General features: G+C 70.1%; 27 protein-coding genes. 14 read left to right on the top strand and 13 right to left on the bottom strand.

Annotation, left to right across the window (positions count from 1 at the left end; all coding sequences use genetic code 11):
- Positions 1-11: 11 nt before the first annotated feature.
- Complete coding sequence (locus ACFWYW_RS05625) at positions 12-1,355, bottom strand: metallophosphoesterase family protein (RefSeq protein WP_379613716.1); 1,344 nt, start codon at positions 1,353-1,355, stop codon at positions 12-14.
- A 250-nt stretch (positions 1,356-1,605) separates the two neighbouring features.
- Here ACFWYW_RS05625 and ACFWYW_RS05620 point away from each other — a divergent pair, with 250 nt between their 5' ends.
- Positions 1,606-2,010 (top strand): hypothetical protein, encoded by a 405-nt coding sequence (locus tag ACFWYW_RS05620; protein WP_379613718.1) that lies wholly within the window; start codon positions 1,606-1,608, stop codon positions 2,008-2,010.
- A 54-nt stretch (positions 2,011-2,064) separates the two neighbouring features.
- On the opposite strand, the gene ACFWYW_RS05615 is transcribed toward ACFWYW_RS05620, so the two are convergent.
- Entirely contained in the window at positions 2,065-3,621 is a 1,557-nt protein-coding gene (locus tag ACFWYW_RS05615; protein WP_379613933.1) for an FAD-binding oxidoreductase, read from the bottom strand.
- Positions 3,622-3,650: 29 nt separating this feature from the next.
- Between ACFWYW_RS05615 and ACFWYW_RS05610 the strand changes: the two genes are divergently transcribed.
- The 4 genes from ACFWYW_RS05610 (at position 3,651) to ACFWYW_RS05595 (ending at position 7,040) form a co-directional block, all read left to right on the top strand.
- The gene (locus tag ACFWYW_RS05610) at positions 3,651-4,151 is read left to right on the top strand and encodes a TetR/AcrR family transcriptional regulator (RefSeq protein ID WP_379613720.1); all 501 of its coding nucleotides are present in this window, start codon (positions 3,651-3,653) and stop codon (positions 4,149-4,151) included.
- A complete protein-coding gene (locus ACFWYW_RS05605; protein WP_379613722.1) occupies positions 4,144-5,598 on the top strand; it encodes a glycerol-3-phosphate dehydrogenase/oxidase in 1,455 nt (484 codons plus the stop codon). Before ACFWYW_RS05610 ends, ACFWYW_RS05605 begins: the two co-directional genes overlap by 8 nt.
- A gap of 159 nt (positions 5,599-5,757) precedes the next feature.
- Positions 5,758-6,627 carry a sucrase ferredoxin gene (locus ACFWYW_RS05600; RefSeq protein ID WP_379613724.1) on the top strand — a complete coding sequence of 290 codons (870 nt, stop codon included), beginning with the start codon at positions 5,758-5,760 and terminating at the stop codon, positions 6,625-6,627.
- A 101-nt stretch (positions 6,628-6,728) separates the two neighbouring features.
- Positions 6,729-7,040 (top strand): WhiB family transcriptional regulator, encoded by a 312-nt coding sequence (locus ACFWYW_RS05595; RefSeq protein WP_157245964.1) that lies wholly within the window; start codon positions 6,729-6,731, stop codon positions 7,038-7,040.
- Positions 7,041-7,148: 108 nt separating this feature from the next.
- Here ACFWYW_RS05595 and cydB read toward each other — a convergent pair whose 3' ends face one another.
- The 4 genes from cydB to ACFWYW_RS05575 form a co-directional block, all read right to left on the bottom strand.
- The gene (gene cydB / locus ACFWYW_RS05590; RefSeq protein ID WP_379613726.1) at positions 7,149-8,144 is read right to left on the bottom strand and encodes a cytochrome d ubiquinol oxidase subunit II; all 996 of its coding nucleotides are present in this window, start codon (positions 8,142-8,144) and stop codon (positions 7,149-7,151) included.
- 9 nt (positions 8,145-8,153) lie between these two features.
- On the bottom strand, positions 8,154-9,533 hold the full coding sequence (locus tag ACFWYW_RS05585) for a cytochrome ubiquinol oxidase subunit I (RefSeq protein WP_379613727.1): 1,380 nt from the start codon (positions 9,531-9,533) through the stop codon (positions 8,154-8,156).
- A 54-nt stretch (positions 9,534-9,587) separates the two neighbouring features.
- Complete coding sequence (locus tag ACFWYW_RS05580) at positions 9,588-9,821, bottom strand: DUF397 domain-containing protein (protein ID WP_379613729.1); 234 nt, start codon at positions 9,819-9,821, stop codon at positions 9,588-9,590.
- Between the two features lie 103 nt (positions 9,822-9,924).
- Positions 9,925-10,803: a helix-turn-helix domain-containing protein gene (locus ACFWYW_RS05575; RefSeq protein ID WP_379613731.1), complete on the bottom strand. Its 879-nt coding sequence runs from the start codon at positions 10,801-10,803 to the stop codon at positions 9,925-9,927.
- 162 nt (positions 10,804-10,965) lie between these two features.
- Between ACFWYW_RS05575 and ACFWYW_RS05570 the strand changes: the two genes are divergently transcribed.
- Complete coding sequence (locus ACFWYW_RS05570; protein ID WP_184971621.1) at positions 10,966-11,448, top strand: ATP-binding protein; 483 nt, start codon at positions 10,966-10,968, stop codon at positions 11,446-11,448.
- A 7-nt stretch (positions 11,449-11,455) separates the two neighbouring features.
- On the opposite strand, the gene ACFWYW_RS05565 is transcribed toward ACFWYW_RS05570, so the two are convergent.
- The 3 genes from ACFWYW_RS05565 to rsgA form a co-directional block, all read right to left on the bottom strand.
- A complete protein-coding gene (locus tag ACFWYW_RS05565) occupies positions 11,456-12,235 on the bottom strand; it encodes a hypothetical protein (RefSeq protein ID WP_379613734.1) in 780 nt (259 codons plus the stop codon).
- A 101-nt stretch (positions 12,236-12,336) separates the two neighbouring features.
- The gene (locus ACFWYW_RS05560; RefSeq protein WP_379613736.1) at positions 12,337-12,966 is read right to left on the bottom strand and encodes a phosphoribosyltransferase; all 630 of its coding nucleotides are present in this window, start codon (positions 12,964-12,966) and stop codon (positions 12,337-12,339) included.
- Between the two features lie 28 nt (positions 12,967-12,994).
- Positions 12,995-14,092: a ribosome small subunit-dependent GTPase A gene (gene rsgA, locus ACFWYW_RS05555; RefSeq protein WP_379613738.1), complete on the bottom strand. Its 1,098-nt coding sequence runs from the start codon at positions 14,090-14,092 to the stop codon at positions 12,995-12,997.
- Between the two features lie 304 nt (positions 14,093-14,396).
- Between rsgA and ACFWYW_RS05550 the strand changes: the two genes are divergently transcribed.
- From ACFWYW_RS05550 to ACFWYW_RS05540, 3 genes are all read left to right on the top strand, one after another.
- On the top strand, positions 14,397-14,957 hold the full coding sequence (locus ACFWYW_RS05550) for a sigma-70 family RNA polymerase sigma factor (RefSeq protein ID WP_379613935.1): 561 nt from the start codon (positions 14,397-14,399) through the stop codon (positions 14,955-14,957).
- Positions 14,954-15,667: an anti-sigma factor family protein gene (locus ACFWYW_RS05545; protein ID WP_379613740.1), complete on the top strand. Its 714-nt coding sequence runs from the start codon at positions 14,954-14,956 to the stop codon at positions 15,665-15,667. The genes ACFWYW_RS05550 and ACFWYW_RS05545 overlap by 4 nt, the downstream gene beginning before the upstream one ends.
- Before the next feature lie 136 nt (positions 15,668-15,803).
- The gene (locus tag ACFWYW_RS05540) at positions 15,804-17,039 is read left to right on the top strand and encodes a CHRD domain-containing protein (RefSeq protein WP_379613742.1); all 1,236 of its coding nucleotides are present in this window, start codon (positions 15,804-15,806) and stop codon (positions 17,037-17,039) included.
- 129 nt (positions 17,040-17,168) lie between these two features.
- Here ACFWYW_RS05540 and glyA read toward each other — a convergent pair whose 3' ends face one another.
- The 4 genes from glyA to ACFWYW_RS05520 form a co-directional block, all read right to left on the bottom strand.
- The gene (gene glyA, locus ACFWYW_RS05535; RefSeq protein ID WP_379613744.1) at positions 17,169-18,422 is read right to left on the bottom strand and encodes a serine hydroxymethyltransferase; all 1,254 of its coding nucleotides are present in this window, start codon (positions 18,420-18,422) and stop codon (positions 17,169-17,171) included.
- A 146-nt stretch (positions 18,423-18,568) separates the two neighbouring features.
- Positions 18,569-19,522 carry a YihY/virulence factor BrkB family protein gene (locus ACFWYW_RS05530; RefSeq protein WP_379613746.1) on the bottom strand — a complete coding sequence of 318 codons (954 nt, stop codon included), beginning with the start codon at positions 19,520-19,522 and terminating at the stop codon, positions 18,569-18,571.
- A 57-nt stretch (positions 19,523-19,579) separates the two neighbouring features.
- Positions 19,580-19,954 (bottom strand): YccF domain-containing protein, encoded by a 375-nt coding sequence (locus ACFWYW_RS05525; protein WP_379613748.1) that lies wholly within the window; start codon positions 19,952-19,954, stop codon positions 19,580-19,582.
- Positions 19,955-19,981: 27 nt separating this feature from the next.
- The gene (locus ACFWYW_RS05520) at positions 19,982-20,779 is read right to left on the bottom strand and encodes a TIGR03084 family metal-binding protein (RefSeq protein ID WP_379613750.1); all 798 of its coding nucleotides are present in this window, start codon (positions 20,777-20,779) and stop codon (positions 19,982-19,984) included.
- 38 nt (positions 20,780-20,817) lie between these two features.
- Here ACFWYW_RS05520 and ACFWYW_RS05515 point away from each other — a divergent pair, with 38 nt between their 5' ends.
- From ACFWYW_RS05515 to ACFWYW_RS05495, 5 genes are all read left to right on the top strand, one after another.
- Positions 20,818-20,952 (top strand): hypothetical protein, encoded by a 135-nt coding sequence (locus ACFWYW_RS05515; RefSeq protein WP_379613752.1) that lies wholly within the window; start codon positions 20,818-20,820, stop codon positions 20,950-20,952.
- Between the two features lie 78 nt (positions 20,953-21,030).
- Positions 21,031-21,114, top strand: coding sequence for a putative leader peptide (locus ACFWYW_RS05510; protein ID WP_311132608.1), 84 nt, complete (start codon positions 21,031-21,033; stop codon positions 21,112-21,114).
- Positions 21,115-21,230: 116 nt separating this feature from the next.
- Positions 21,231-22,904, top strand: coding sequence for a nitrite/sulfite reductase (locus ACFWYW_RS05505; protein WP_379613754.1), 1,674 nt, complete (start codon positions 21,231-21,233; stop codon positions 22,902-22,904).
- Positions 22,901-23,047 carry an Insertion element protein gene (locus ACFWYW_RS05500; protein WP_246510212.1) on the top strand — a complete coding sequence of 49 codons (147 nt, stop codon included), beginning with the start codon at positions 22,901-22,903 and terminating at the stop codon, positions 23,045-23,047. The genes ACFWYW_RS05505 and ACFWYW_RS05500 overlap by 4 nt, the downstream gene beginning before the upstream one ends.
- On the top strand, positions 23,044-23,772 hold the full coding sequence (locus tag ACFWYW_RS05495) for a phosphoadenylyl-sulfate reductase (RefSeq protein WP_379613756.1): 729 nt from the start codon (positions 23,044-23,046) through the stop codon (positions 23,770-23,772). Before ACFWYW_RS05500 ends, ACFWYW_RS05495 begins: the two co-directional genes overlap by 4 nt.
- Positions 23,773-23,884: the final 112 nt, after the last annotated feature.

Genomic DNA, 23,884 nt, shown 5'->3' with positions numbered 1-23,884 from the left:
GTGCCAGGTCACTACGACAATCCGATGACCACCTCGTCCTCGAGCGGCGGGTCCTGCTCGGCGGGCAGGCAGCCCGTCGCGGCGAAGCAGCGCACCGTCAGCTGTCCGGGCGTCACCGACAGGTGGAGGAACTGCTTGAAGAACGGCGGTTCGTCCCAGTCGGACAGTTCGGACAGATAGCGGTGGAACACCTTGTCGACCGGCAGCCGGAACGGCCACGGATACGCGCCCAGGATCCGCGCCGCCCACCGCATCCGCCGGGTGACCACGGTGGTGGCGTCGAGTTCGCGGACCGGTGTGTTGCCGATCTGATCGACCATGATGCAGGCGGCCTCGGCAGGGGTGAGGTAGAGCCACTTCATGCGCAGCCGCCTCGCGTACAGCTGGCTGTAGAACGACAGCGAGTCGCCGCGCAGCGGGTAGCAGCGGAAGTCGTCCTCGTGCACGCCGGCCACGTCCACGCGCCTGATCGTGTGCGTGGCGTGCATGAAGGCCCCGGCGCCGCCGGTGACGAAGTACTGGATCACGCGGTCGCCGACGCGTACGGGGTAGCGCTGGTAGTTGTGCACGTCACCGCCGATGGCGGCGACGTAGCGGTATGCCGGGTCGCGGACGATGTCGTCGATGGTGCCCCCGCCCTCCAGCGGCGACGGCTTGTAGTCGTTGCGGGTGTAGATGGGCTTGCCGGTCACGAGGATCTTCGGGCGGGGGTCGAGTGAGGTACGGCGCAGCCACTCCACCTGAGCCTTGTCGATCACGCCCTTGATGCCGGTGTCGATGCCGACCACGAGCAGGCTCTCGCTCTCGATCACCCAGTAGGGACCCGGCTGGACCGACCGCTGGTTCGGCGACCCGCGCAACTTGCGCGCCTCGGCCAGGCGGTCCTCGTCGATCTTCTCCGGCTTGCGCCACAGCAGCCCGCGCAGCCCCCGGTCGGGCGTGGGCCGCAAAGGGGCCGCGTCACAGAAGACCCGCATGAACCCGCCGAGCCCGTCATACCAGTCGTGGTTCCCGGGAATGGCGTAGATCGGCGCGTCATAGGCCTGATACGGACGGAAGAACTTGTCCCCGTACTCGTTTCCCGCACCCGTCGGATAGATGACATCGCTGGCGATGACGGTGAACGCCGTGTCCTTGCCCACCTTGAGCATTCCCGGCACCACGGCGTACTGCGAGGCGTCGCCCTCGCCCGGATCCCCCAGGATCAGGAACTGGAAGGAGTCGCCGACCGGCGGCGTGATCCGGTGGTCCGGGTCGACGCCGCGGGCGTGCTGCGCCTCCATCCACCTCTGGCGTACCTTGCCGGACGGATCTCCGAAGAGCCCGGCCAGGATCTCGTTGCGGGAACGCCACAAGGTGCGTGGATGCAGCCAGGAAAACGTGTCATTGTTCGGCCGCAAATCCCGATAAGTGCCGACCTGCTGGCATCGCCATCCGGCGCCTTCCTCCGATGTCCGGGACGACTGCTGCTTTCCGCGCTCCGCCGCGACTTCCACCATGACCATATCTTTGCCGCGATCTTGCGGAATCGCACCCCGAACTCTCCGTACCGCTGAGAACACGCATGGTGTACGCTCAACGGTCAACCGTACGAGGGGGGCTGGGATGGCCCGTAACGGTTTCGACGATGCGATCCAGCGCGGCACAGTGGGGGCTGAGGCCGTCGAAGGGTTGCTGGCCTATGCCCAGAGCAGACCCGGGTGGGGCAGGGCGGGGGTACGCAGCGCCCTGGAGGCGGTGGCCATGAGCAGGGCCCTGGCCACCCGCGACCCGGCGGCGCACACCGGCCTGCTCGCCCGTTCCTTACGCACGGCCGCCACCATGCTGCTCAAACGCCGCCGCCCCGCGCGGGCGCTGCCGCTCGCGGAGGAGGCGGTCAGCCTGGCCCGCGCCTCGGGCGGCGCGCCGCTCGTGGTCTCCCTCGTCGTCCTCGCCGAGATACTCAACGCCCTGCGGCGCCACGCCGAAGCCGCCGAGGCCATGACGGAAGCCGACAAGATCCGCCAGTAGACGCCAGTAGACGCCGGGAGACGCCAGTAGACGCCGGGAGACGCCAGGTGGCCGTCAGGCGATGAGGGCGCCGGGGTTCATGATGCCCGCGGGGTCGAGCCGGTCCTTGACCGCACGCAGGATCTCCACCCCGAGGGGCCCGATCTCCCTGGCGTAGGCGTCGCGGTGGTCGCGTCCGACGCCGTGGTGGTGCGAGATCGTCCCGCCCGCCTCGACGATGGCCGCGCTGACCGCCTCCTTGGCCCGCTCCCACTGCTCGACCGGGTCCCCGTGCTGGGCGGTGACGACGGTGAAGTACAGGGAGGCCCCGGTCTCGTAGACGTGCGAGATGTGGCACATGACCAGCGGCGAGCCGAGGGAGCCGAGCAGCGACAGCCGTACCGCGTCGTAGAGGCGCGGCAGGTTCGCCCAGAACCCGGCCGTCTCCAGCGTCTCGACGGTGGCGCCGGCGGCGAGCAGCGAGTCGCGCAGGTAGGGGGCGGAGAAGCGCCCGTGCGCCCACGCCCGCCCCGGCTCCGGGCCCAGCGGGACGCCACCGAGCCCGGCCAGCACCTGTCCCGCCGCCTCGGCCCGCGCCCGCACGTCCGTGCCCTCGTACCCGGCGATGACCAGGCAGCCGCTGTCGCCGCCGCCGATCGCGTCGGGCTTGGCCAGGCCGATCATGGTCTCGGTCTCGTCGGACAGCCGCAGCACGGTCGGCAGCGGTCCCCGCTGGGCCAGGGTCCGCAGGGCGGCGGAGCCTTCGGCGAAGGAGGCGAAGCGCCAGCCCTCGTACGCCGTCTCCGCCGGCGCCTTCCGCACCCGCAGCCGCAGGGAGGTGATGACGCCGAACGCGCCCTCCGAGCCCAGGACGAGCTGGCGCAGGTCGGGCCCGGCGGCCGACTTGGGCGCCCGGCCGAGTTCCAGCGTGCCGGCGGGGGTGGCGAGGGTCAGCCCGGCGACCATGTCGTCGAAGCGCCCGTATCCGGCCGACGCCTGTCCGCTGGAGCGGGCCGCGGCGAAGCCGCCGAGCGTGGCGTACTCGAAGGACTGCGGGAAGTGGCCCAGCGTGAGCCCATGTCCGGCCAGGAGCCGTTCGGCCTCGGGCGCGCGCACGCCGGGCTCGAACGTGGCGATCATCGACTCGGGGTCCACCGCGACCAGGCGGTCCATCCGGCCGAGGTCGAGTGCCACGACCGCGGTGAAGCCGTCGCCGGCCGGGGTCAGGGCGCCGACCACCGACGTGCCGCCGCCGAAGGGGACGACGGCGATCCCCGCCTCGGCGCAGACGCGCAGCACCGCGGCCACCTCGTCGTGCGTGGCCGGTGAGACCACGGCGTCGGGGGCGTGCGCGCCGTCGCCCGCGCGCATCCGCAGCAGGTCGGGCGTGGACTTGCCGCGCGCGTGGCGGACGCGGTCCTCGTGGCCGGTGCCGACGTGCGCGGGGCCGGTGATCTCGCCCAGCGCGTCGAGGGCGGATTCGGGCAGGCGGGAGGGCGCCAGCCGTACCGAGGAGAGGGTGGCGGCGGGCTCGGCGGGCGCGCGCACGCCGAGCAGGTCGTGCAGGAGCGTGCGGACCGTCTCGGGGAGCTCGCGCGCCTTGGCGGGATCGCCCCAACCGGACCAGAGCATGGGTTCACTCACGCTCTACACTGTGACACATGACGTCGATTCGTCACAATGACGGCGTGCTGGACGCGGCACGGGAGTGCGTGCTGGCCTACGGCGTGCGGCGCACGACGCTGACCGACGTGGCCCGCCGGGCGGGGGTGTCCCGGATGACCCTCTACCGGCGCTGGCCGGACGTGCGCAGCCTGGTGGGCGACCTGATGACCAGGGAGTGGGTCAGGGTGGTCGAGGGACTGGACGTGCGCGATCCGGTCAAGGCGGTGGTCGAGGGCGTCAGGGCGCTGCGCGGGCACCCGCTCCTGCGCAAGATCGTCGAGGCCGATCCCGAGATGCTGCTGCCCTACCTGCTCCAGCGCACCGGAGCCACCCACGAGGCGGTCCTGGCCGTCCTCGAACCAGCGGTCGGGGACCGCGCGAAGGCCAGGGCGATCCTGCTGGTCGCGCAGTCGTTCCTGCTGTCCGGCCCGACCATGCTCGGCGACGACGCGCTCGACGCCGAGCTCACGACCCTCCTGGAGCGCTACCTTGCCTAGATCTTTCCCGCCTGAAGCTTCCTCCCTGAACGCCGCGCGCCGCTCGGCCGAGCTGGCCAGGACGGCGGAGGAGACCGTCGACGTCCTGGTCGTCGGGCTGGGCGCGACGGGCGCCGGCGCGGCACTCGACGCCGCCTCGCGCGGGCTGTCGGTGGCCGCGATCGACGCGCACGACCTGGCCTTCGGCACCTCGCGGTGGAGCTCCAAGATGATCCACGGCGGGCTGCGCTACCTGGCCAAGGCGCAGCTGGGCGTGGCCTACGAGAGCGCCGTCGAGCGCGGCATCCTGCTGAACCGCACCGCGCCCCACCTGGTCAGGGCCCATCCGTACCTGCTGCCGCTGACCCCCGGGGTCTCCAGAGGACAGGAGTCGCTGGTCATGACCGGCTACCGCCTGGGCGACGGGCTGCGGGCCGCCGCGCGCACGCCGCGCCGCCTGCTGCCCGGTCCGTCCCGCCTCACGGCCGTCCGCGCCCGCGCAGCCGCTCCCGTTCTGAGCGGGTACGGCCTGCGCGGCGCCCTGCTGTCCTGGGACGGACGGCTGGAGGACGACGCCCGGCTCGTGGTGGCCATCGCCCGCACGGCGGCGGCGTTCGGCGCACGCGTCCTGACCCGGTGCCGGGCCCTGGAGCTGACGCCGACCGGCGCGCGGGCCCGCGACGAGCTGACCGGCGAGGAGTTCACGATCAGGGCCCGCGCCGTGATCAACGCGGCCGGGGTGTGGGCCGGGCAGCTGAACCCGGAGGTCACGCTGCGCCCCTCGCGCGGCACCCACCTGGTCCTGCGCGGCGAGACGCTGCCGGGGCTGCGGGCCGGGCTGCATGTCCCGATTCCCGGGGAGAGCAATCGCTTCGCCCTGGTCCTGCCCCAGCACGACGGTCGCGTCTACGTCGGCCTCACCGACGAGCCGGTGGACGGACCGGTCCCCGACGTGCCGGAGGCGCCCGAGGACGACATCAGGGCGTTGCTGGAGGTGCTGAACGGCATCCTGGAGGCTCCGGTGACCCGTGAGGCGGTCGCGGGCGCCTACGCGGGCCTCAGGCCGCTCCTGGCCCAAGGAGACGGCTCGGGCCGCACCGCCGACCTGTCGCGGCGGCACGCCGTGCTGGACGCGGGCGGGTTCGTCACGGTGGTAGGGGGAAAGCTAACGACATATCGCCGCATGGCGGAGGATGCCGTGGATCGGGCGGTACGGCGGGCGAAGCTGCCCGCCGGACCGTGTGTCACCACGGAGGTGGTTCTGGCGGGGCGGGCCGTACGGCCTTATGCCGAGGCGGAGCCCGAGCCGGCCGGGGCGGGCGTCACGAAGGGCGAGCTGCGCTTCGCGGTGGAGCACGAGGGCGCGCTCGACGAGGACGACCTCCTGGACCGCAGGACTCGCATCGGCCTGATCCCGGAGGACCGCGTGGCGGCCCTGCCGATCGCCCGTGACGTGCTGAAGGGTTGAGACCCCTGGTTCGCGGGTAAGAAGATCCTTTTCATCGGCGTGTCGACCCCGCGCCGACCCCTACCCTGGCGTTAGGTTAGTCTTACCTAAATTTCCGTCGGGGGAAGGTGGAACGTGGCCAGGGGTTGTGATCATCCGGACGGGTGCCACACCGGCGGCGTGCCCACCTTCGCCAGCGCGACGGTGGGTGCGCGGCTCTGGCTGCTCATCGAGTATTCCGGAGCCTGGCCCTCGCACGTCGACGACGGGACGCTTCCGCCGAAAATCTCCGAGCTGATCAGGCGGGCCGTGGCGCGGGGCGTCAGGCCGCAGCTGATCCGCCGCCCCGGACGCCGGACCCGCCCGCAGGAGCAGGGGATCCGTGTGCTAGCCGGGTATGCGATCGGCGACAACCCCTGGCTGGCCGGGGGTGTCATCGCAGGTCCCGACGATCTTGACCTGGACGCGCTGGTGGCCGGAGTGGTCCCGGAGTCCTGCATACTTGAAGACGAGCCGGTATTTCTGGTCTGCACGCACGCCAAGCGCAATGCGTGTTGCGCCCGCATTGGACTACCCCTCGCCCGTGGACTGGCGGAATTCCTGCCGGACAGGGTGTGGGAAACATCACACGTTGGTGGCGATCGGTACGCCGCCAACCTCGTGTGCTTGCCACACGGAATTTTCTACGGCAGCATGTCTCAGGCTGCTGCGCTCGCAGCAGCGAACGCGTACCGGTCCGGCGAGGTGATTCTCGACCGTTTCCGGGGACGCGCAGGCATCCCTGAGCCACTGCAAGCCGCGGAGCACTTCGCCCGAACCCATACGGGAGAGTGCGGACTCGGCGGAGTGGCCGTGGAATCCGCCAGGTCGGACGGCGACGTCACCGAAGCCATCGTGCGCATCGGAGACGTCCGGATCCAGGTTGTGGTTGAGCCATCGGTGTTCCAAGCACCGTGTGGTACGGCTTGCGCCGAGAAAATCACCACCTACCGGCTGGTCTCGCTGGACAGGCTCACGCCTGTGCGGTACGCCACGCCCGCCCTTACCTGATCACGGGAACATCACGGCCAGGCCTTGCGTTGGAACAGTGACGCCGAAAGCGTCCAATGCGGCTCAATTACTGAAATACCTCTCACGAAGGTGGTTTTCTCATGTCTCAGGTACGTCGGCAGCTCGCCCGCCCGCGCCCCAGCTGGGGATGGCAGGATGATGCCGCGTGCCGGGGTGAGGACCTCGTGCTCTTCTTCGGCCCCGATGGGGAGCGGCAGCCCGAGCGTGACGTACGCGAGCGGAAGGCCAAGGCGATCTGCGGCGGCTGCCCCGTCCGCAACGAGTGCCTTGACTACGCGCTGTCCCGTCCGGAGAAGTACGGCACGTGGGGCGGTCTCAACGAGGACGAGCGCGCCAGCGAGCGTCGCCGTCGTATGCGCCGCGCCGCCAGCGCCGGCATCTCCGCGGCCTGAACTTCACCACCGGCACCACAGATTCTCCCCGCGTGATCACGCAGTTGTTCCGATGAGCGGAGCGCGCCCGTGCGCGCTCCCGCGAACCCGGTCGGAACAACTGCCTGATCAGGCAGGAATGTCACGAACGCCGATCCTCCGGCGGAACACCCAGTACGTCCAGCTCTGGTAGAGCAGCACCAGCGGCAGGAAGATCACCGCGATCCACGTCATGATGCCCAGCGTCTTCGGCGTGGACGCGGCATTTTTCACGTTGAGGCTGTTGGCCGGATCGAGCGTCGAGGGCAGGACGTCCGGGTAGAGCACCGCGAACAAGCTGGTCACCGCGACCCCGATGGCCACCGCCGACAGGGTGAACGACCAGCCCTCCCGCGCCCTGGCGATCGCGCCGAGCGCGGCCAGCCACGCCAGCGCCGCCACGACGGCGAGCACCGCGGTCAGCACCGTCCCGCCGTGGAACTGCGTCCAGCCCAGGAACAGCACCGCGAGCGCCGCGGCGAACACGCCCGTGCGCAGCGCCAGCGACCTGGCCCGCCGCCTGATCTCCCCCGTGGTCTTCAGCGACAGGAAGATCGCGCCGTGGGCGAGGAACATCGTGAGCGTCACCAGCCCGCCCAGCAGCGCGTACGGGTTGAGCAGGTCCCAGAACGTCCCCACGTACTCGTGGTCGGCGTCCAGCTTCACCCCGCGCACGATGTTGGCGAAGGCCACGCCCCACAGCAGCGCCGGCGCGAACGAGCCGGCCACGATGCAGCGGTCCCAGCCCGCCTTCCAGCGCGCCGAGTCGCGCTTGGCCCGGTACTCGAAGGCCACCCCGCGCAGGATCAGCGCCACCAGGATGATAAGCAGCGGCAGGTAGAAGCCGCTGAACAGGCTCGCGTACCACTCGGGGAAGGCGGCGAACGTGGCCCCTCCCGCGGTGATCAGCCACACCTCGTTGCCGTCCCAGACGGGTCCGATCGTGTTGATCATCACGCGGCGTTCCACCGGGTCGGCGGGCAGCACCGGCAGGAGCATCCCCACGCCGAAGTCGAAGCCCTCCAGGACGAAGTAGCCGACCCACAGGACGGCGATGGCCACGAACCAGACGTCGTTCAGCGTCATCGGGCTCTCCTAGTAGGCGAAGGTCAGGGTGGTGTCGTCCTCGGGTTTGTCCTGGATCTGGGGCGGGGGCTGCCGGCCGTACTTGATCATCAGGCCGAGTTCGACGACGGCGAGCGCGCCGTACAGGAGCGTGAAGACGATCAGCGAGGTGAGGACGGTGCCCGCGCCGACGGCGGGTGAGACGCCCGCCGCGGTCTTCATCTCGGTGAACACGATCCACGGCTGGCGGCCCATCTCGGTGAAGATCCATCCGAAGCTGTGCGCGGCGACCGGCAGCACCACCGACCAGGCGGCGGCCCGCCAGAGCCAGCGCTTGTCCGGCAGGCGGCCCTTCCTGGTCAGCCAGAGGAGCACGAGCGCGATCAGCGCCGCGAGGGCGCCGCAGCCGATCATCAGGCGGAAGCCCCAGTAGGTGACCGGGATGTAGGGGCGGTAGTCGCCGGGGCCGAAGCGCTGCTCGTACTCGGCCTGGAGGTCGTTGATGCCCCGCACCTTGCCGTCGAAGGAGCCCGTGGCCAGGTACGACAGCGCGCCCGGGATCTCCAGTTGGAAGATCGGCCGCCCGCCGTCCAGCGTGCCGATGGTGAACAGCGAGAACGGGGCGGGCTGGGCGGTCTCGTAGAGCGCCTCGGCGGCGGCCATCTTCATCGGCTGCGTCTCCGTCATGATCTTGCCCAGCGTGTCGCCGGAGAAGAAGACCAGGACGAAGGCCACGAGTGTGGTCCAAAGGCCCAGCTTGAGCGTGGGGCGGAAGACGTCGGCGTCGCGCCCGCGGGCCAGGTGCCAGGCCGAGACCGCCAGCAGGACGGCCCCGCCCGACAGCCAGGCGCCGAAGATCGTGTGGGGGAACGCGGCCAGCACGACCTTGTTGGTCAGCACGGCGCCGAAGTCGGTCAGCTCGGCCCGCCCGGCCCCGAGCTTGTAGCCGACCGGCCACTGCATGAAGGAGTTGGCGGCCAGGATGAAGTACGCCGACAGTGCGCTCCCCACCGCCACCACCCAGATGCAGGCCAGGTGGATCTTCTTCGGCAGCCGGTCCCAGCCGAAGATCCACAGCCCGAGGAACGTGGACTCCAGGAAGAACGCCAGCAGGGCTTCCAGGGCCAGCGGCACGCCGAAGACGTCACCGACGAAGCGGGAGTAGGAGCTCCAGTTCATGCCGAACTGGAACTCCTGCACGATTCCGGTCACGACGCCCATGGCGAAGTTGATCAGGAAGAGCTTGCCGAAGAATTTGGTCGCCCGGAGATAGTGCGCCTTGCCGGTTCGGACCCACGCCGTGTGCAGGATCGCCACCAGCAGCGACATTCCTATGGTGATCGGCACAAACAGGAAGTGGTACACCGTGGTGATACCGAACTGCCACCGTGCGAGATCCAGCGCGTCCATGAAAGATCACCCTATGGAGGCGCTCGGACGCGTATTGTTACGACACGCCTACCATCAGGCGATCAGATCGTCGAACTCCCCATCTTTCGCACCCAGGACGAAGGCTTCGATTTCAGCCTGCGTGTAGATCAGGGCGGGGTCGTCGGGGAAGCGGGAGTTGCGCATGGCGATCTCACCGGTCGGCAGAGCCGCCACCTCCACGCAGTTGCCGTTGGGGTTGCTGCGGCGGCCCTTGCGCCAGCGGACGGGAAGGGCACTCGCGGGCGTTCCGTTGCGGAACTCTTGCATGGGGGACACTCCTTGCGTGCTTACAGATGCACGTGCATGCGCAGATTACGGGAGCGTGCTGATCGTCATATACGGGATGACCAAAATTGCCGTATGGGGTGGATCACACCGGGAGCAGGCGTTCGAGGAAGCGCCTGGTCTCCGCGGGCGAGTCGGCCTGGACGCTGAGCCGGTCCATGACCTGCACATAGTGTTCGGCCTCCGCGGGCTTGTCGAGGTAGAGCGCGCTGGTGAGCTGTTCCATGTACACCACGTCGGGCAGTTCGCGTTCCGGGAAGCGCAGGATGCTGAAAGGCCCGCCCGCGGCGGCATGGCCGCCCCTGTCGAAGGGCATGACCTGAAGTGTCACGTTCGGCTCCGCGGTGGTGTCCAGGAGGTGTTCCACCTGCTCACGCATGACGTCGGGGCCACCGAGCGTACGCCGCAGGACCGCTTCGTCGATGACCGCCCAGAGCGTCAGCCTCGGGTCGGCGGACAGGCGGCGCTGCCGGGTGGTGCGCAGGGCCACCCTCCGGTCCAGCTCGCCGGTCTCGGCCTCGTCGTGGGCGAGCCGGATGACTGCACGTGCATATGCCGGAACCTGCAGCAGGCCGGGCACGAACTGGTTCTCGTAGGTGCGGATGAGCGAGGCGGAGCCCTCCAGTCCGATGTACACCTCGAACCAGGCGGGCAGCAGGTCGGCGTACTTGTGCCACCAGCCGGGCGCGTTGGCCTGCTTGGCCAGTTCCAGCAGCGGGGCGCGCTCGGCCTCGTCGCTCACGCCGTAGAGCGTGAGCAGGTCGGCCACGTCGCGCTGCTTGAAGCTGACCTGCCCCAGCTCCAGGCGGGAGATCTTCGCGTGCGAGGCCCTGATGGCGTATCCGGCGTCCTCGCGGGAGATGCCGCGGGCGGTACGGAGGTTGCGGAGCTGGGTACCGAGCAGGATGCGCAGGACCGTAGGACTCCCCTGCCCGCCGGACAGAAGGTTCCACTGTGCACTCACCCGGGGCCCCCGATTCTCGAAAGCACCCAGTCTCCCATGGCGTTGACATACCATGACAGATCATCTGCACGTGCATTTGCGGTTTGCATCCGTAATACACGAAAGTCTTGCATCTGTAAGCACACAAGGTAAAGATGGGCACTGGATCACCAGATCGGGGACATGATGACGACTTTCGACGCACGTCCGCGAGCCGCCACTGGTCCCGTACCGCCACCATGGCTGGCCGCCGTCCTGCTGCATGGGCGAGCGGAGGGACAGGAGGCGGTCTTCCGGTTTCACGAACTCAGCGCGTTCGAGCCCGCGTGTGTGGCCACGTCACGCCGCTTCGTCGAGCGGACGCTGAAGGAGTGGGGCGGCGCGCCTGAAATCTGCTTCGACGCCCAGCTCGTGGTCTCGGAACTGGTCACCAACGCCATGCGGCACGGCGGCGGCGCGCTGCACCTGCGGCTGCTCGCCCACGCCGCCGAGCTGGCCTGCGTGGTGAGCGACTACAGCCGTGCCGCGCCCGTGCCCGCCGCTCCCGGTGTCTTCGCCGAGTTCGGGCGGGGGCTGGCGCTGGTCGAGGGGCTGACCCGCGCGTGGGGGTGGCTCACGCCGCCCGGCCCCAACAAGCTCGTCTGGGCCTGCATGTCGCTGCGCTGAACCTCCGTCATCTCCGCCCGGCGTCCTCCCAGACCAGCCGGCGCGTCCTGGTGTCGAACGGGTCCCGGCTCGGCCGCCCCGGAGGCAGCACCGGTGCCAGCGCCTCGAAGACCCGGCGCACCGCCACCTCGTCGTACCCGGCCAGCTCCCGCGTCGCCCGCAGCCACAGTGCTCCCCCGGGCAGTTTCTCCGCCTCGTGGAAGGCCGCCGTGTCCACGCGCCCGGCCAGCTCCGCCGGGCAGATCGTGATCCACGAGTAGCCGCGCAGGAACCGCCGCGCCTGGCGCGCGGAAGGGATCCGGCCGCCCCGGACCACCGCGCCGTCCAGGGCCGTCATCCCCTGCCCCATCGAGTCGTCGGCCACGTGCCCGAACGCCGGGTCGACGGGGGCGGCGAAGTCGCGCAGCACGCCGGCCCACCTTTCGGCCACGCCGGGGGCGGCCAGGCCGTACTCGGGGGCGCGCAGGAAGGACCAGGCGCGCAGCTGCGTGTGGGCGAGCCGGTCGGAGAAGCGCTCGACACCCACGATCAGCGCGTCGTCGTGGCCGTCGCCGTCGCACAGCTCCACCCACGCGTCGTTGAACTCCCCAGCCGCCACCGCCAGCAGCCAGTCGACGCTCGCCACCGTCAGCGGGCGGTACTCGAAGCCGCGCGCGTCGGTGTCCACGCACACCACACCGGAACGCAGGCCCGGAGCCAGCGCCGCGGGCACCTCGGACAACCAGCGACGCGCGTGCCCGGCCGGGTAGGGGCCATCGACGTCGATGACGATGTCGTGAGAGCTCATGCCCGCCCTTCGTTCTCGTGCGACACCGGCAGACTAATCACCGTGAGCCATCCGGGACGGGGCGTAACCGATCCGTACCAGAATTCACAGCCCACCCTCAGCTACCGCTCCCCCAGCAGCCGCAGCACGTCCGCGTCGGTCAGCTGGTCGAAGCTCTCGTACCACTGGCCGACCGCACGGAAGTCCGCCGGAGTGGCCAGCACCACGACCTCGTCGGCCTCCCCCCGCAGCGCCCTGACCGTCTCACGAGCCCCCACGGGTACGGCCAGCGTCACCCTCCCCGGAGCGGCGGCCGCGACCGCCAGCAGCGCGGCCCTGGCCGTGCCCCCCGTCGCCAGCCCGTCGTCCACCACGATCACCTCCTGCCCCATGAGGTCGGGCAGCGGCCGCTCACCCCGGTAGACGGCCACCCGGCGGGCCAGCTCCATCCGCTCCTGCTCGACCACCCCGGCCACGGACGCCGGCGTCATCTCGAGCCGCCGCAGCAGCTCCAGGTCGAGGACCGGCTCGCCGCCCTCGGCGATCGCCCCCACGCCCAGCTCGGGCGTGGGGGGATAGCCGATCTTCCTGGTGACCAGCACGTCCAGGACCCCGCCGAGCCGCCGCGCGATGGGCTCGGCGACGGCGACGCCGCCGCGGGGCAGCGCGAGCACCACGGGATCGCGCGCGAACAGCAGCCGCTCGGCGAGCAACACCCCCGCCTCGGCCCGATCCGCGAACAGGTACCCCACGCCCTCTATCTACCCACTCTGGTGCGGGTCAGGGGCGGTTACGGCCGGAGCGGCGCATCTCCTTGTGGATGATCTTCCACTTGTTCTGCTGCTCCTTGCGCAGCCGCGCGTCGGTGCGCGACGCCATCCACGCGGCCTCCCGCTGGAGCTTGCGCCAGCTGGTCAGCCGCCGCTCGGGCAGCTCGCCACTCTCCACGGCGGCCAGCACCGCGCATCCGGGTTCCCCGTCGTGGCCGCAGTCGGCGAAGCGGCACGCGCGGGCCAGTTCGTCGATGTCGGCGAAGACCATGTCCACGCCGTCGGTCATCCCGAACAGCCCGACCCGCCGGATGCCCGGCGTGTCGATGATGAGCCCGCCGCCGGGCAGCGGGATGAGCTCCCGGTGCACGGTGGTGTGGCGGCCCCTGCCGTCGCCGGCGCGGACGAGCTGGGTCTCCATCACGCCGTCGCCCGCCAGCGCGTTCACGAGCGTGGACTTGCCCGCGCCGGACGGGCCGAGCACGACGGCGGTCCTGGAGCCCTCCAGGTAGCCGCGCAGGAGCTGCACGCCCTCGCCGCTCTGCGAGGAGACGGCGTGCACGTCCACGCCGGGCGCGGCGACGCGGACGTCGGCCAGCAGGTCGTCAAGACCGTTCTCGAACAGGTCGGACTTGGTGATGACCACCACGGGCGTGGCGCCGGACTCCCAGGCGAGCGCGACGAGCCGCTCGATCCTGGCCAGGTCGGCGAAGTCGGTGGCGTGCATGGACGGCTCGGCGACGAAGACGATGTCGACGTTCGCGGCGAGCACCTGGCCCTGACCGTCGGCGGACAGGCCCCCTCGTGAGGTACGGCCGACGCCGCCCCTGACGAAGGAGGTGCGCCGGGGCAGGACCGTGTCGAGTTCGTAGCGGCCCTCGTCGAGCCACCGCAGCGCGGCCCAGTCGCCGACACACGGCAGCGCGACCGGGTCCTCGGCCGAGGACCTGCGCACGCGGGCGCCGTACTTGACGTGATGCTGGCCGTCGTCCGCGATCACTTCGGCGGCGCCGCGGTCGACGCGCGCCACGCGGGCGGGAATGGTGCCGTGCGGCAGTTCGGCGGACTGCGATTCGGTCCAGCCGAGCAGAGAAAGATCGTAAGTCAACGGAGGTGACACCTTCGGGAAGAGGATCCCGGGTCACTCGTCAGATGAGCACCCGGAGGCTGATGGACGACAGGTCGAGCAGAACAACCCGCATAGTCGACACCTCCCAGCTCAGGGCACCCGAATGGGCACGGACGACACTTTACGCACGCGCCCGGGCGCGGGGCAACTTCGAAATCCGTTGAACCCTGGTGGCGGCGAGCCCCGTACTCCCTGCCGACGCCGGATTTCGCCGGCCACGATGGAAGGGGGCATGATGCGACTGAGCACCTACCCCGCGCCTTCGGCCGACGGAGCCGCCGACATGCCGAAACCCCCGCTGCGTCACCTTGTCCGGCGGCTGCGCCCGGCCGGGCGCGATGACGACGAGATCGCCGTCGCCGCGCTCTACCGGGAGTACCACCGGCCGCTGCTGGGGTTCGTGATCCGGCTGGTCGGCGGGGATCGGCAGTGGGCCGAGGACGTGGTGCAGGAGACGATGATCAGGGCCTGGCGCAGCGCCGGGCAACTGGACTCTGACGCGTCTTCGCTGATGCCCTGGCTCGCCACCGTCGCCCGTCGTATCGTCATCGATGACCGGCGGCGCAAGGACGCTCGTCCACAGGAGTCAGGTGACGGGCCGCTGGAGAGCGTCCCCGTCCCCGACGAGATGGAGAGTCTGCTGCATCAGGTGGTCGTGTCGGAGGCGCTGAAGTCGTTATCGCCCGCGCACCGCGAGATTCTCAACGAGACGATCCTGCGCGACAGGTCGGTCAACGACGCCGCCCTGGCGCTGGGCATCCCCGTGGGCACCGTGAAGTCCCGGGTCTATTACGCGGTCCGCGCGCTTCGCGTCGCGCTGGAGGAGAGAGGGGTGACGGCGTGAGCGCGCGAGTGGAGCACACCGATGTGGGCGCCTACGCCCTGGGTCTGCTGGAGGCCGACGACAAGAGGGCGTTCGAGGCGCACCTGGACACCTGCCGGGCCTGCACGGCGGAACTGGCCGAGCTGTCGGGGATGGCCGGCGTCCTGACCGGTGTGGGCCGGGTGGAGCCCGAAGAACCGGAGCAGCAGGGCGAGGGCGAGGTCATCGACCTGCTCAGGCGGCGCAAGGCGGCCGACCGGCGGACCCGGCGCGGCACCCTGATCATCGGGGTCGCGGCGGCGGTCACGCTGGTGGCGGGCGGCATCGCGGTGGGCTCCGGGCTCAGCGGCCCGCCGTCACAGGTCGCCGTGGGCGGAACGCACCACGGTACGGGCCCGGCCGAGCAGTTCTACGAGGAGGGCACCCCGGCGGGCGGCGTCGGCGTCACCGGCGTCACCGGCGGCGTGGTCTACGAGTCCAAGGGCTGGGGCACGCACGCGGCGCTGAAGCTCGAAGGCGTCAGGGGTCCGCTGGAGTGCGAGCTGGTCGCGGTCTCCACGACGGGCGAGCGAAAGGCGATGACCGGCTGGGCGGTTCCGCCCAAGGGATATGGCGTCGATGGGGAGCCGCCGCTTTACATGCACGGCGGCAGCCCATGGAACCCGGAGAAAATCGACCGTTTCGAGGTCGTCACCACGGCGGGCAGGACTTTGCTGACCGTGGACATCTGAAAAGCCTGACGAAGGCCCTCTCACCGCTGGTGGGAGGGCTTTTTTGATGCCCGGGAAATTCGCCTGAACCTTTTCCGGCGGGCTTGCGTACAGCTTGGCGTACCGAGCGAGAATCACCCCAGTAAAGAGGTTTCCCATGCTGACGCTTGCCCTTTCAGGTGCACTTCTGGTCACCTCGCTTTCCCCAGTGCAGAGCGCCGCCGCCGATGTCTATCTGGCCGCCGGTCTGCGCGGCGCTGATGCCGACGGGCGCTCCACCGTGGTGCTGAAGATCAGCGGCGACCGGCTGAGCTTCGCGATCCGCTGGAACAAGGTGGACGCCCCCACCGCCGCCCACATCCACCTGGGCGCGAAGGGCGCCGACGGCGCCGTCAAGGTCGACTTCTTCAAGCAGCCGCTGCCCGCGACCGTGCTCGGCGTAACCGGCTCGGCCACCGCCGACGCCGGCCTGCTCAAGCAGCTCGCCGCCAATCCCGGCGGCTTCTACGCCAACCTCCACAACGCCGCCTTCCCCAAGGGCGCGGTACGCGGCCAGTTCCACAAGCTCGCCAAGCCCGTCGACCTCAACGGCGTCCTGCACGGCAGCAACCTCGCCGCGCTCTCCTCCCGGGCCGACGGCGCCCAGGAGGTGCCCGCCGCCGACGGCAAGAAGCGCGGCGACCGGGACGGCGCCGCCACCTGGTGGCTGCGGCCCAACGGCGCCGCCCTCGCCTACACCGCGACCTGGAGCGGCCTCGGCGCCCCCACCAACGGCCACGTGCACAAGGCCGTCAAGGGCAAGAACGGGGACGTGGTGGCCGATCTGTTCGCCGCGGCCAAGGGCCTGCCCGCGAACCTGACGGGAGTGGCGGGCGAGGCTCCCGTCGCTCGCAAGGTCGTCAAGCGGATCGCCGCCAACCCGGGCGGCTACTACTCCAACCTGCACACGACCGACTTCGACGGCGGCGCCGTACGCGGGCAGTTGTCCGGTGAGTCCTTCGCCCACCCGCGCGCGATGACGGCGGACGTGCTGAGGGGCGCGCAGATCTACCAGTGCAAGGGCGGGGCGTTCGTGCAGCTCGGCGTGACGGCCAAGCTGCGCAGGGGCATCGACCACGACTTCGTCGGCCGGTTCGACGGCCCGCCGCAGTGGATCGCCCCGGACGGCAGCGCCGTACGCGGAAAGCTCGTCACCAAGACCCCGAACGGCGACGGGAACATCCCCGAGCTCGTCCTGGATGCCCAGCAGTCGGGCAAGGGCAAGGGCCTGCTGGCCTTCGCCACGACGATCCTGCGCCTGAACACCACGGGCGGCGTGGCCCCGAAGGGCTCCTGTCAGGAAGGCGCCCAGGTGAAGGTCCCCTACGGCGCCGACTATCTCTACCTCGGCTGAGCCTCCGGTCACCGGGCTCCCGTCCCCCTGTCCCGGTGACCGGCTTCCCTCCGGAGCCCTTGCCCTCTCCGGAGACGCCGGCGCCCGCCGCCCTTCAGAGGGGGCGGCGGGCGCCGGTCTTTTCGCGTTCTACGACAGGCCGGGGGCGGGGAACTGGGCGGTCAGCTCGCTGACCTCGTGGTGGACGCGGGTGATGACGTCCTCCGCGTCGCCCTTGGCCAGCGCGGTGACGACCTCGTCCATCCAGGCGCCGATCTGGCGCATCTCGGCTTCCTTCATGCCGCGGCTGGTGACCGACGGGGTGCCGATGCGGATGCCGGACGGGTCGAAGGGCTTGCGGGTATCGAACGGCACCGCGTTGTAGTTGGTCTCGAGACCGGCGCGGTCGAGCGCCTGGGCGGCGGGCTTGCCGCCGATGCCCTTGGGCGTCAGGTCGAGCAGGATGAGGTGGTTGTCGGTGCCGCCGGAGACCAGGTCGAACCCGCGGCCGGACAGCTCCTCCGCCAGCGCCTTGGCGTTGGCGACGATCTGGTGGGCGTAGGCCTTGAACTCGTCGGTGGAGGCCTCGCGCAGCGCCACGGCGATGGCGGCGGTCGTGTGGTTGTGCGGGCCGCCCTGCAGGCCGGGGAAGACGGCCTTGTTGAGCGCGGTGGCGTGCTCGTCGGCGGTGGCCATGAGCATGGCGCCGCGCGGGCCGCGCAGGGTCTTGTGGGTGGTGGTGGAGATGACGTCGGCGTGACCCACCGGCGACGGGTGGGCGCCGCCCGCGACCAGGCCGGCGATGTGCGCGATGTCGGCCGCCAGCACGGCGCCGACCTCCCTGGCGACCGAGGCGAAGGCCTCGAAGTCGATGGTGCGCGGAATGGCGGTGCCGCCGCAGAAGATCAGCTTGGGGCGGTGCTCCAGGGCCAGGGCGCGTACCTCGTCCATGTCGACGCGGCCGGTGTCCTTGCGCACGCCGTAGCGGACCGGGTTGAACCACTTGCCGGTGGCGCTGACCGACCAGCCGTGCGTGAGGTGGCCGCCGAAGGGCAGGCCCATGCCCATGACGGTGTCGCCCGGCTTCAGGAAGGCCATGTAGATGGCCAGGTTGGCGGGCGAGCCCGAGTACGGCTGGACGTTGGCGTGGTTGACCCCGAACAGCGCCTTGGCCCGGTCGATGGCCACGGTCTCGATCTGGTCGATGACCTGCTGGCCCTCGTAGTAGCGCTTGCCCGCGTAGCCCTCGGAGTACTTGTTCGTGAGGACGGTGCCGGTGGCCTCGAGGACCGCCCTGGAGACGTAGTTCTCGGAGGCGATCAGCTTCACGGTGTCGGCCTGGCGGCGCTCCTCCGCCTTGACCAGCTCCGCGATCTGCGGGTCAACGCTAGCGAGAGAAGACATGGCACTCCTGTCGTCTTTGACATCCTCGCGAAGACCCAGGCGCTCGGCCTCCGCACGATTCCGCTCCCCGGTGGTTCAGGCCCACCCTATGCGCCGGTCGCGACGCCCTAGACGATAGCGGAAGGCGCTCGGGCGCGGCGCGGAGCCTACTTCGCGACGGCCGAGCGGGTGTCGCCCCAGAGGCGGTCGACCTCGGCGTTCAGGATGGCGCCGATGAGCACGGCCAGGGCGGTGATGTAGAGCCACAGCAGCACCGCGACGGGGGCGGCCAGCGAGCCGTAGATGGAGACCGGCGAGAACCAGGCGGCCAGCACCGACCGCAGCACGCCCGCGCAGACGATCCAGATGAACAACGCCAGGATCGCCCCCGGCAGCTCCCGGTACCACTTCGTGCGCACGGGCACGCTCACGTGGTAGAGCACGGTCAGGAAGAGCACGGAGCCGACGATTACGACCGGCCAGTACGCCAGGTCGATCACCGGCGTGTACTGCGCCGGCAGCGCCTCCTTGAGCAGCGTCGGCCCGATGACCAGGACCGGCATGACGATCAGCCCGATGGCCAGGCCGACGAGGTACAGGCCGAAGGACATCAGCCGCGTGCGCACGATGCCGCGTTCCTCGCCCAGGCCGTAGGCGACGGAGATCAGGTCCACGTAGACGTAGAGGGCCCGCGAGCCCGACCACAGCGACAGCAGGAAGCCGAGCGAGATGATCGAGACCTTGCTGGCGTCGTCCCGGAGAATGTCGGCGATCAGCGGCTTGACCACCTTCTCGACCGCGTCGGTGGTGAACAGCACGGCCGCCTGCTCGACGACCCACTGCTCGACCTTGCCCACGTTGTCGCGGCCCAGCCAGACGCCCAGCTTGGCCAGCACACCGATCAGCCCGAGCACGAACGGCGGCAGCGACAGCAGCGCGAAGAACGCCGCCTCCCCCGCCAGCCCGGTCACCCGGTAGTCGACACCCGCGTTCGTCGTCGCGCGCACGAGCGCCCACGACTTGGTGTCACGCACCCAGCTCAGGTGGGTCCTCACCTTGCTCAGGACCTGCCTGCGCCGCTTGCGCTGTGTACGCCGGGTAGGCGCATCGGTCGACGTCATGGCACCAACACTCTCGCAGGTGTACTTCCCGCAAGCTTATGCTCCGCCGCGCCCGGACTATCTGACGTCCACGACGCGCGCGCCGAGCGGTAGCAGGGAGATGGGGATCATCTTGAGGTTCGCGACGCCCAGCGGGATGCCGATGATCGAGACGAACAGCGGGATCGAGGTGAGCACGTGCCCGATGGCCAGCCAGATCCCGGCCACCACGCACCAGATGACGTTGCCGATCGTGGACATGACGCCGGCGTCCGGCGAGCGCTCCACGGTGCGGCCGAAGGGCCACAGCGCGTAGCCGGCGATCCGGAACGAGGCGATGCCGAAGGGGATCGTGATGATCAGAATGCAGCAGATGACCCCGGCGACGGCGTAGCCGAGCGCCAGCCAGATCCCGGCGAAGATCAGCCAGATGACGTTCAGCAGTGTCCGCATGTGTCCAGCATGTCAGTGCGTCGCCGCTCAGGTCATCGGGGCCTTCCCCGAGGCGGCCCTGCCCTTACCCGGAGGGCCCGCGAAGGCCTGCGCGATCGCCATCCACGCCGCCGCCGTCTCGCCGCGCACCTCCAGCGCGGTGTCGTCGAGGTGCGCGCGCTGGGTGACGGCCAGGCAGAAGTCCAGGGCGGGGCCGCGCACCGAGTCCGCCGCGCCCTGCGGGCCCGCCGTCCACGGGCTCCCGCCGGGCAGCGTCAGTTCGACCCTGACGGGCCGCTCGGGGATCGGCAGACCCCTGATCACGAAGCTGTACGGCAGCGCCCGCACCCCGATCGAGGCCACGTGGCGCAGCCGGGCCGTGGGCTCGCGGGTCACGCCGAGGGCGTCGGCCACGTCCTGGCCGTGGGCCCAGGTCTCCATGAGGCGCGCGGTGGCGAAGGAGGCGGCCGACATGTCGGGGCCGTACCAGGGCAGGCGCCGCCTGGCGTCGAGGCCGGACAGGGCGGTCAGCAGGGCGGCGCGGGCCGTACCGAACCAGGCGTGGACCTCGGCCGGTGACAGGGCGCGGGCCCGTACGGCGAGGTCGTCGACGGACGCGGGGCCCTTCATGAGCTCCTCGGCGCTCGCGCGGAAGGCGTCGGGGTCGTTGACGGCGCTCACGGCGGCGTCGTCGAAGTAGGCGAGATGGCTGATCTGATCCCGGATCGCCCAGCCTTCGGCGGGGGTGGCCAGCTCCCACTGGGCGGGGCTGAGCGGAGCCAGCAGCGCCTCCAGCGAGGCGCTCTCATCACGCAGGTCGGCGGCGAGCTCGCGCATGAGGTCCATGGCACCGCACTCTAACCGAACAACATTCCAGTGCGACAATGTCGAAGGTGATTTGCGAGAGCTGCGCGGAGCGCCGCCACGAGGAGTGTCGGGGCGGCTCCTGGTGCGACTGCCAGCACCAGCCCCCGCAGGAGCCCAAGGAGTCCGAGCTCGACTGGCCACGGCAGGGGTGAGTAGGGGTACCCCTGTTCTGGTCCCAGAGTCTGGACCCCTTCTTGGACATCCCTGCGCGCCGGGGTATCGTTTGGAACATGCCAGCGGACCCCATGCTTGTCGGTCGACGCCACGTCGATCTTCAGCGTGTCCGCAGTGCCATCTGTTGCGACGCCCGCTAATCCCTGCCTGTATTTCGCAGCGGCGCGCGTCGCACAAGCTCTTCTGGGACCCCTGCACTCAATGGTGAGGCAGGAGGGACATCCCGCGCGCGCCCACAAACCCTGAAGGACGCGCAATGAGCACCCCTGCCAGCCGGCACCACAAGCGCCCGCGCGGAGAAGGCCAATGGGCCCTCGGTTACCGCGAACCGCTCAACAAGAACGAAGAGAACAAGAAGAACGACGACGGTCTCAACGTTCGCCAGCGGATCATCGACGTCTACTCGAAGCTGGGCTTCGACTCCATCGACCCGGCCGACCTGCGCGGACGTATGCGCTGGTACGGCCTCTACACCCAGCGCAAGCCCGGCATCGACGGCGGCAAGACCGCGATCCTCGAGCCCGAGGAGCTCGACGACCGCTACTTCATGCTCCGCATCCGCATCGACGGCGGCCAGCTCGACCTGCGCCAGCTCCGGGTCATCGCGGACATCTCCAACGACTACGGCAGGGGCACCGCCGACCTGACCGACCGCCAGAACGTGCAGTTGCACTGGGTGGAGATCGAGTCGGTGCCCGACATCTGGCGGCGGCTGGAGGAGGTCGGCCTGTCGACCACCGAGGCCTGCGGCGACACGCCCCGGGTGATCCTCGGTTGTCCGCTGGCCGGGATCGACGCCGAGGAACTGCTGGACTCGACCGGGGAGATCCGCGAGGTCCACGACGAGTACATCGGCGACCCGGCGTACTCCAACCTGCCTCGCAAGTTCAAGTCGGCGATCAGCGGCTGCCCGGCCCACTGCACGGTGCACGAGATCAACGACGTGGCGTTCGTGGCGGTCCAGTTGCCGACCGGCGAGAAGGGCTACGACCTGTGGGCGGGCGGCGGCCTTTCCACGAACCCGATGTTCGGCAAGCGCATCGGCGTCTTCGTCCGGCCCGACCAGGTCGCGGATGTCTACGGCGGCGTTATCGGGATATTTCGTGATTACGGGTACCGCCGTCTCCGGCACCGTGCCCGGATCAAGTTCCTCGTCAACGACTGGGGACCCGAGAAGTTCCGCGAGGTCCTGGAGACCGAGTACCTCAAGGAGCCGCTGCCCGACGGCCCCGCCCCCGAGGCGCCCCGCGGCAACCGCCGCGACCACGTCGGCGTCCACCCGCAGAAGGACGGCAACTTCTACGTCGGCTTCGCGCCCAAGGTCGGCCGCCTCGACGGCGACAAGCTCCACGCCATCGCCGACATCGCCGAGCGCCACGGCTCCGGCAGGGTACGCACCACGGTCGAGCAGAAGATGGTCATCCTCGACATCACGCCCGACCGGGTCGACAGCATCGTGGCCGAGCTGGAGGCCAACGACCTGCAGGTCCGCCCCTCCACCTTCCGCCGCCAGACCATGGCCTGCACCGGCATCGAGTACTGCAAGCTGGCCATCGTCGAGACCAAGGCGGTCGCCTCCGACCTGATCGACGAGCTGGAGCGGCGCCTGCCCGACTTCAGCGAGGCGCTGACGATCAACGTCAACGGCTGCCCCAACTCCTGCGCCCGCATCCAGGTCGCCGACATCGGCCTGAAGGGCCAGCTCGTCGTCAACGACAAGGGCGAGCAGGTCGAGGGCTTCCAGATCCACCTGGGCGGCTCGCTCGGCGTCAACCCGGGCTTCGGCCGTAAGGTGCGCGGGCTCAAGACCACCTCCGACGGCCTGCCCGACTACGTCGAGCGGGTGGTCACCCACTTCGAGGACCAGAAGAAGGAAGGCGAGAGCTTCGCCGACTGGGTGCAGCGCGCCGACGAGGCGGACCTCAAATGAGCGGCGCCCGCGCGGTTCCTTTCCACTGCCCGTACTGCGGCGATGAGGATCTGGAGCCCTACGAGGGCGACGGCGGCTGGTACTGCCGCGCCTGCGCTCGCGCCTTCAAGCTGAAATTTCTGGGAATCGGGGTAAAGATATGACGCTGGTCGAGATCGAGACCGGTTTAAGAGCACAACGCGGCACGCTCGACCTGCAGAACATCGTCGAGTCCGCCGCCATCTTCCTGGAGGGCGCGCCCGCCCGCGAGATCATCCGCTGGGCCGCGGCCACCTTCGGCGACCGGCTCACGCTGACCTCCTCGATGAGCGACGCGCTGCTGATCGACCTGGTCAGCCGGGTCAAGCCGGGTATCGACGTGCTGTTCATCGACACCGGCTACCACTTCGCCGAGACGATCGGGACCCGCGACGCCGTCCAGCAGGTCTACGACGTCAACGTGATCAACGTGCAGCCGTCGCGGACGGTCAAGGAGCAGGAGCGCGACCTCGGGCCCCGGCTGTTCGGCCGCAACCCGGACCTGTGCTGCTACCTGCGCAAGGTCGAGCCCCTGAACCGGGCGCTCGAGCCGTACCTGGCGTGGATCTCCGGCATCCGCCGCGACGAGTCGTCCACCCGCGCCGGAACCAGGGTCGTGGAGTGGGACGCCAGGCGGCAGATGGTCAAGGTCAACCCCATCGCCTCCTGGACCCAGGAGGACGTGGACAACTACATGGCCGACAACGGCGTGCTGGTCAACCCGCTGCACTACGACAACTACCCGTCCATCGGCTGCGCGCCGTGCACGCGCCAGGTGGCCGATGGCGAGGATCCGCGCAGCGGCCGGTGGTCGGGCCTGGGGAAGACCGAATGCGGCATTCACCTCTGACTACCGAAATTTCGCCCGACGGGCGGCATCCGTCGGGCGAGGGACCCCGTTCTGGCAGGGGCGAGGTCCCGGTGACGAGGGTGGGCGGGCTCGCAGGGACCCGCCCACCACT

It is taken from the genome of Nonomuraea sp. NPDC059023 (assembly GCF_042740095.1).
In the GTDB taxonomy this organism is placed as follows: Bacteria; Actinomycetota; Actinomycetes; order Streptosporangiales; family Streptosporangiaceae; genus Nonomuraea.
The sequence above is the reverse complement of the archived record's forward strand: the minus strand, read 5'-3'. Positions and strand labels throughout refer to the sequence as shown.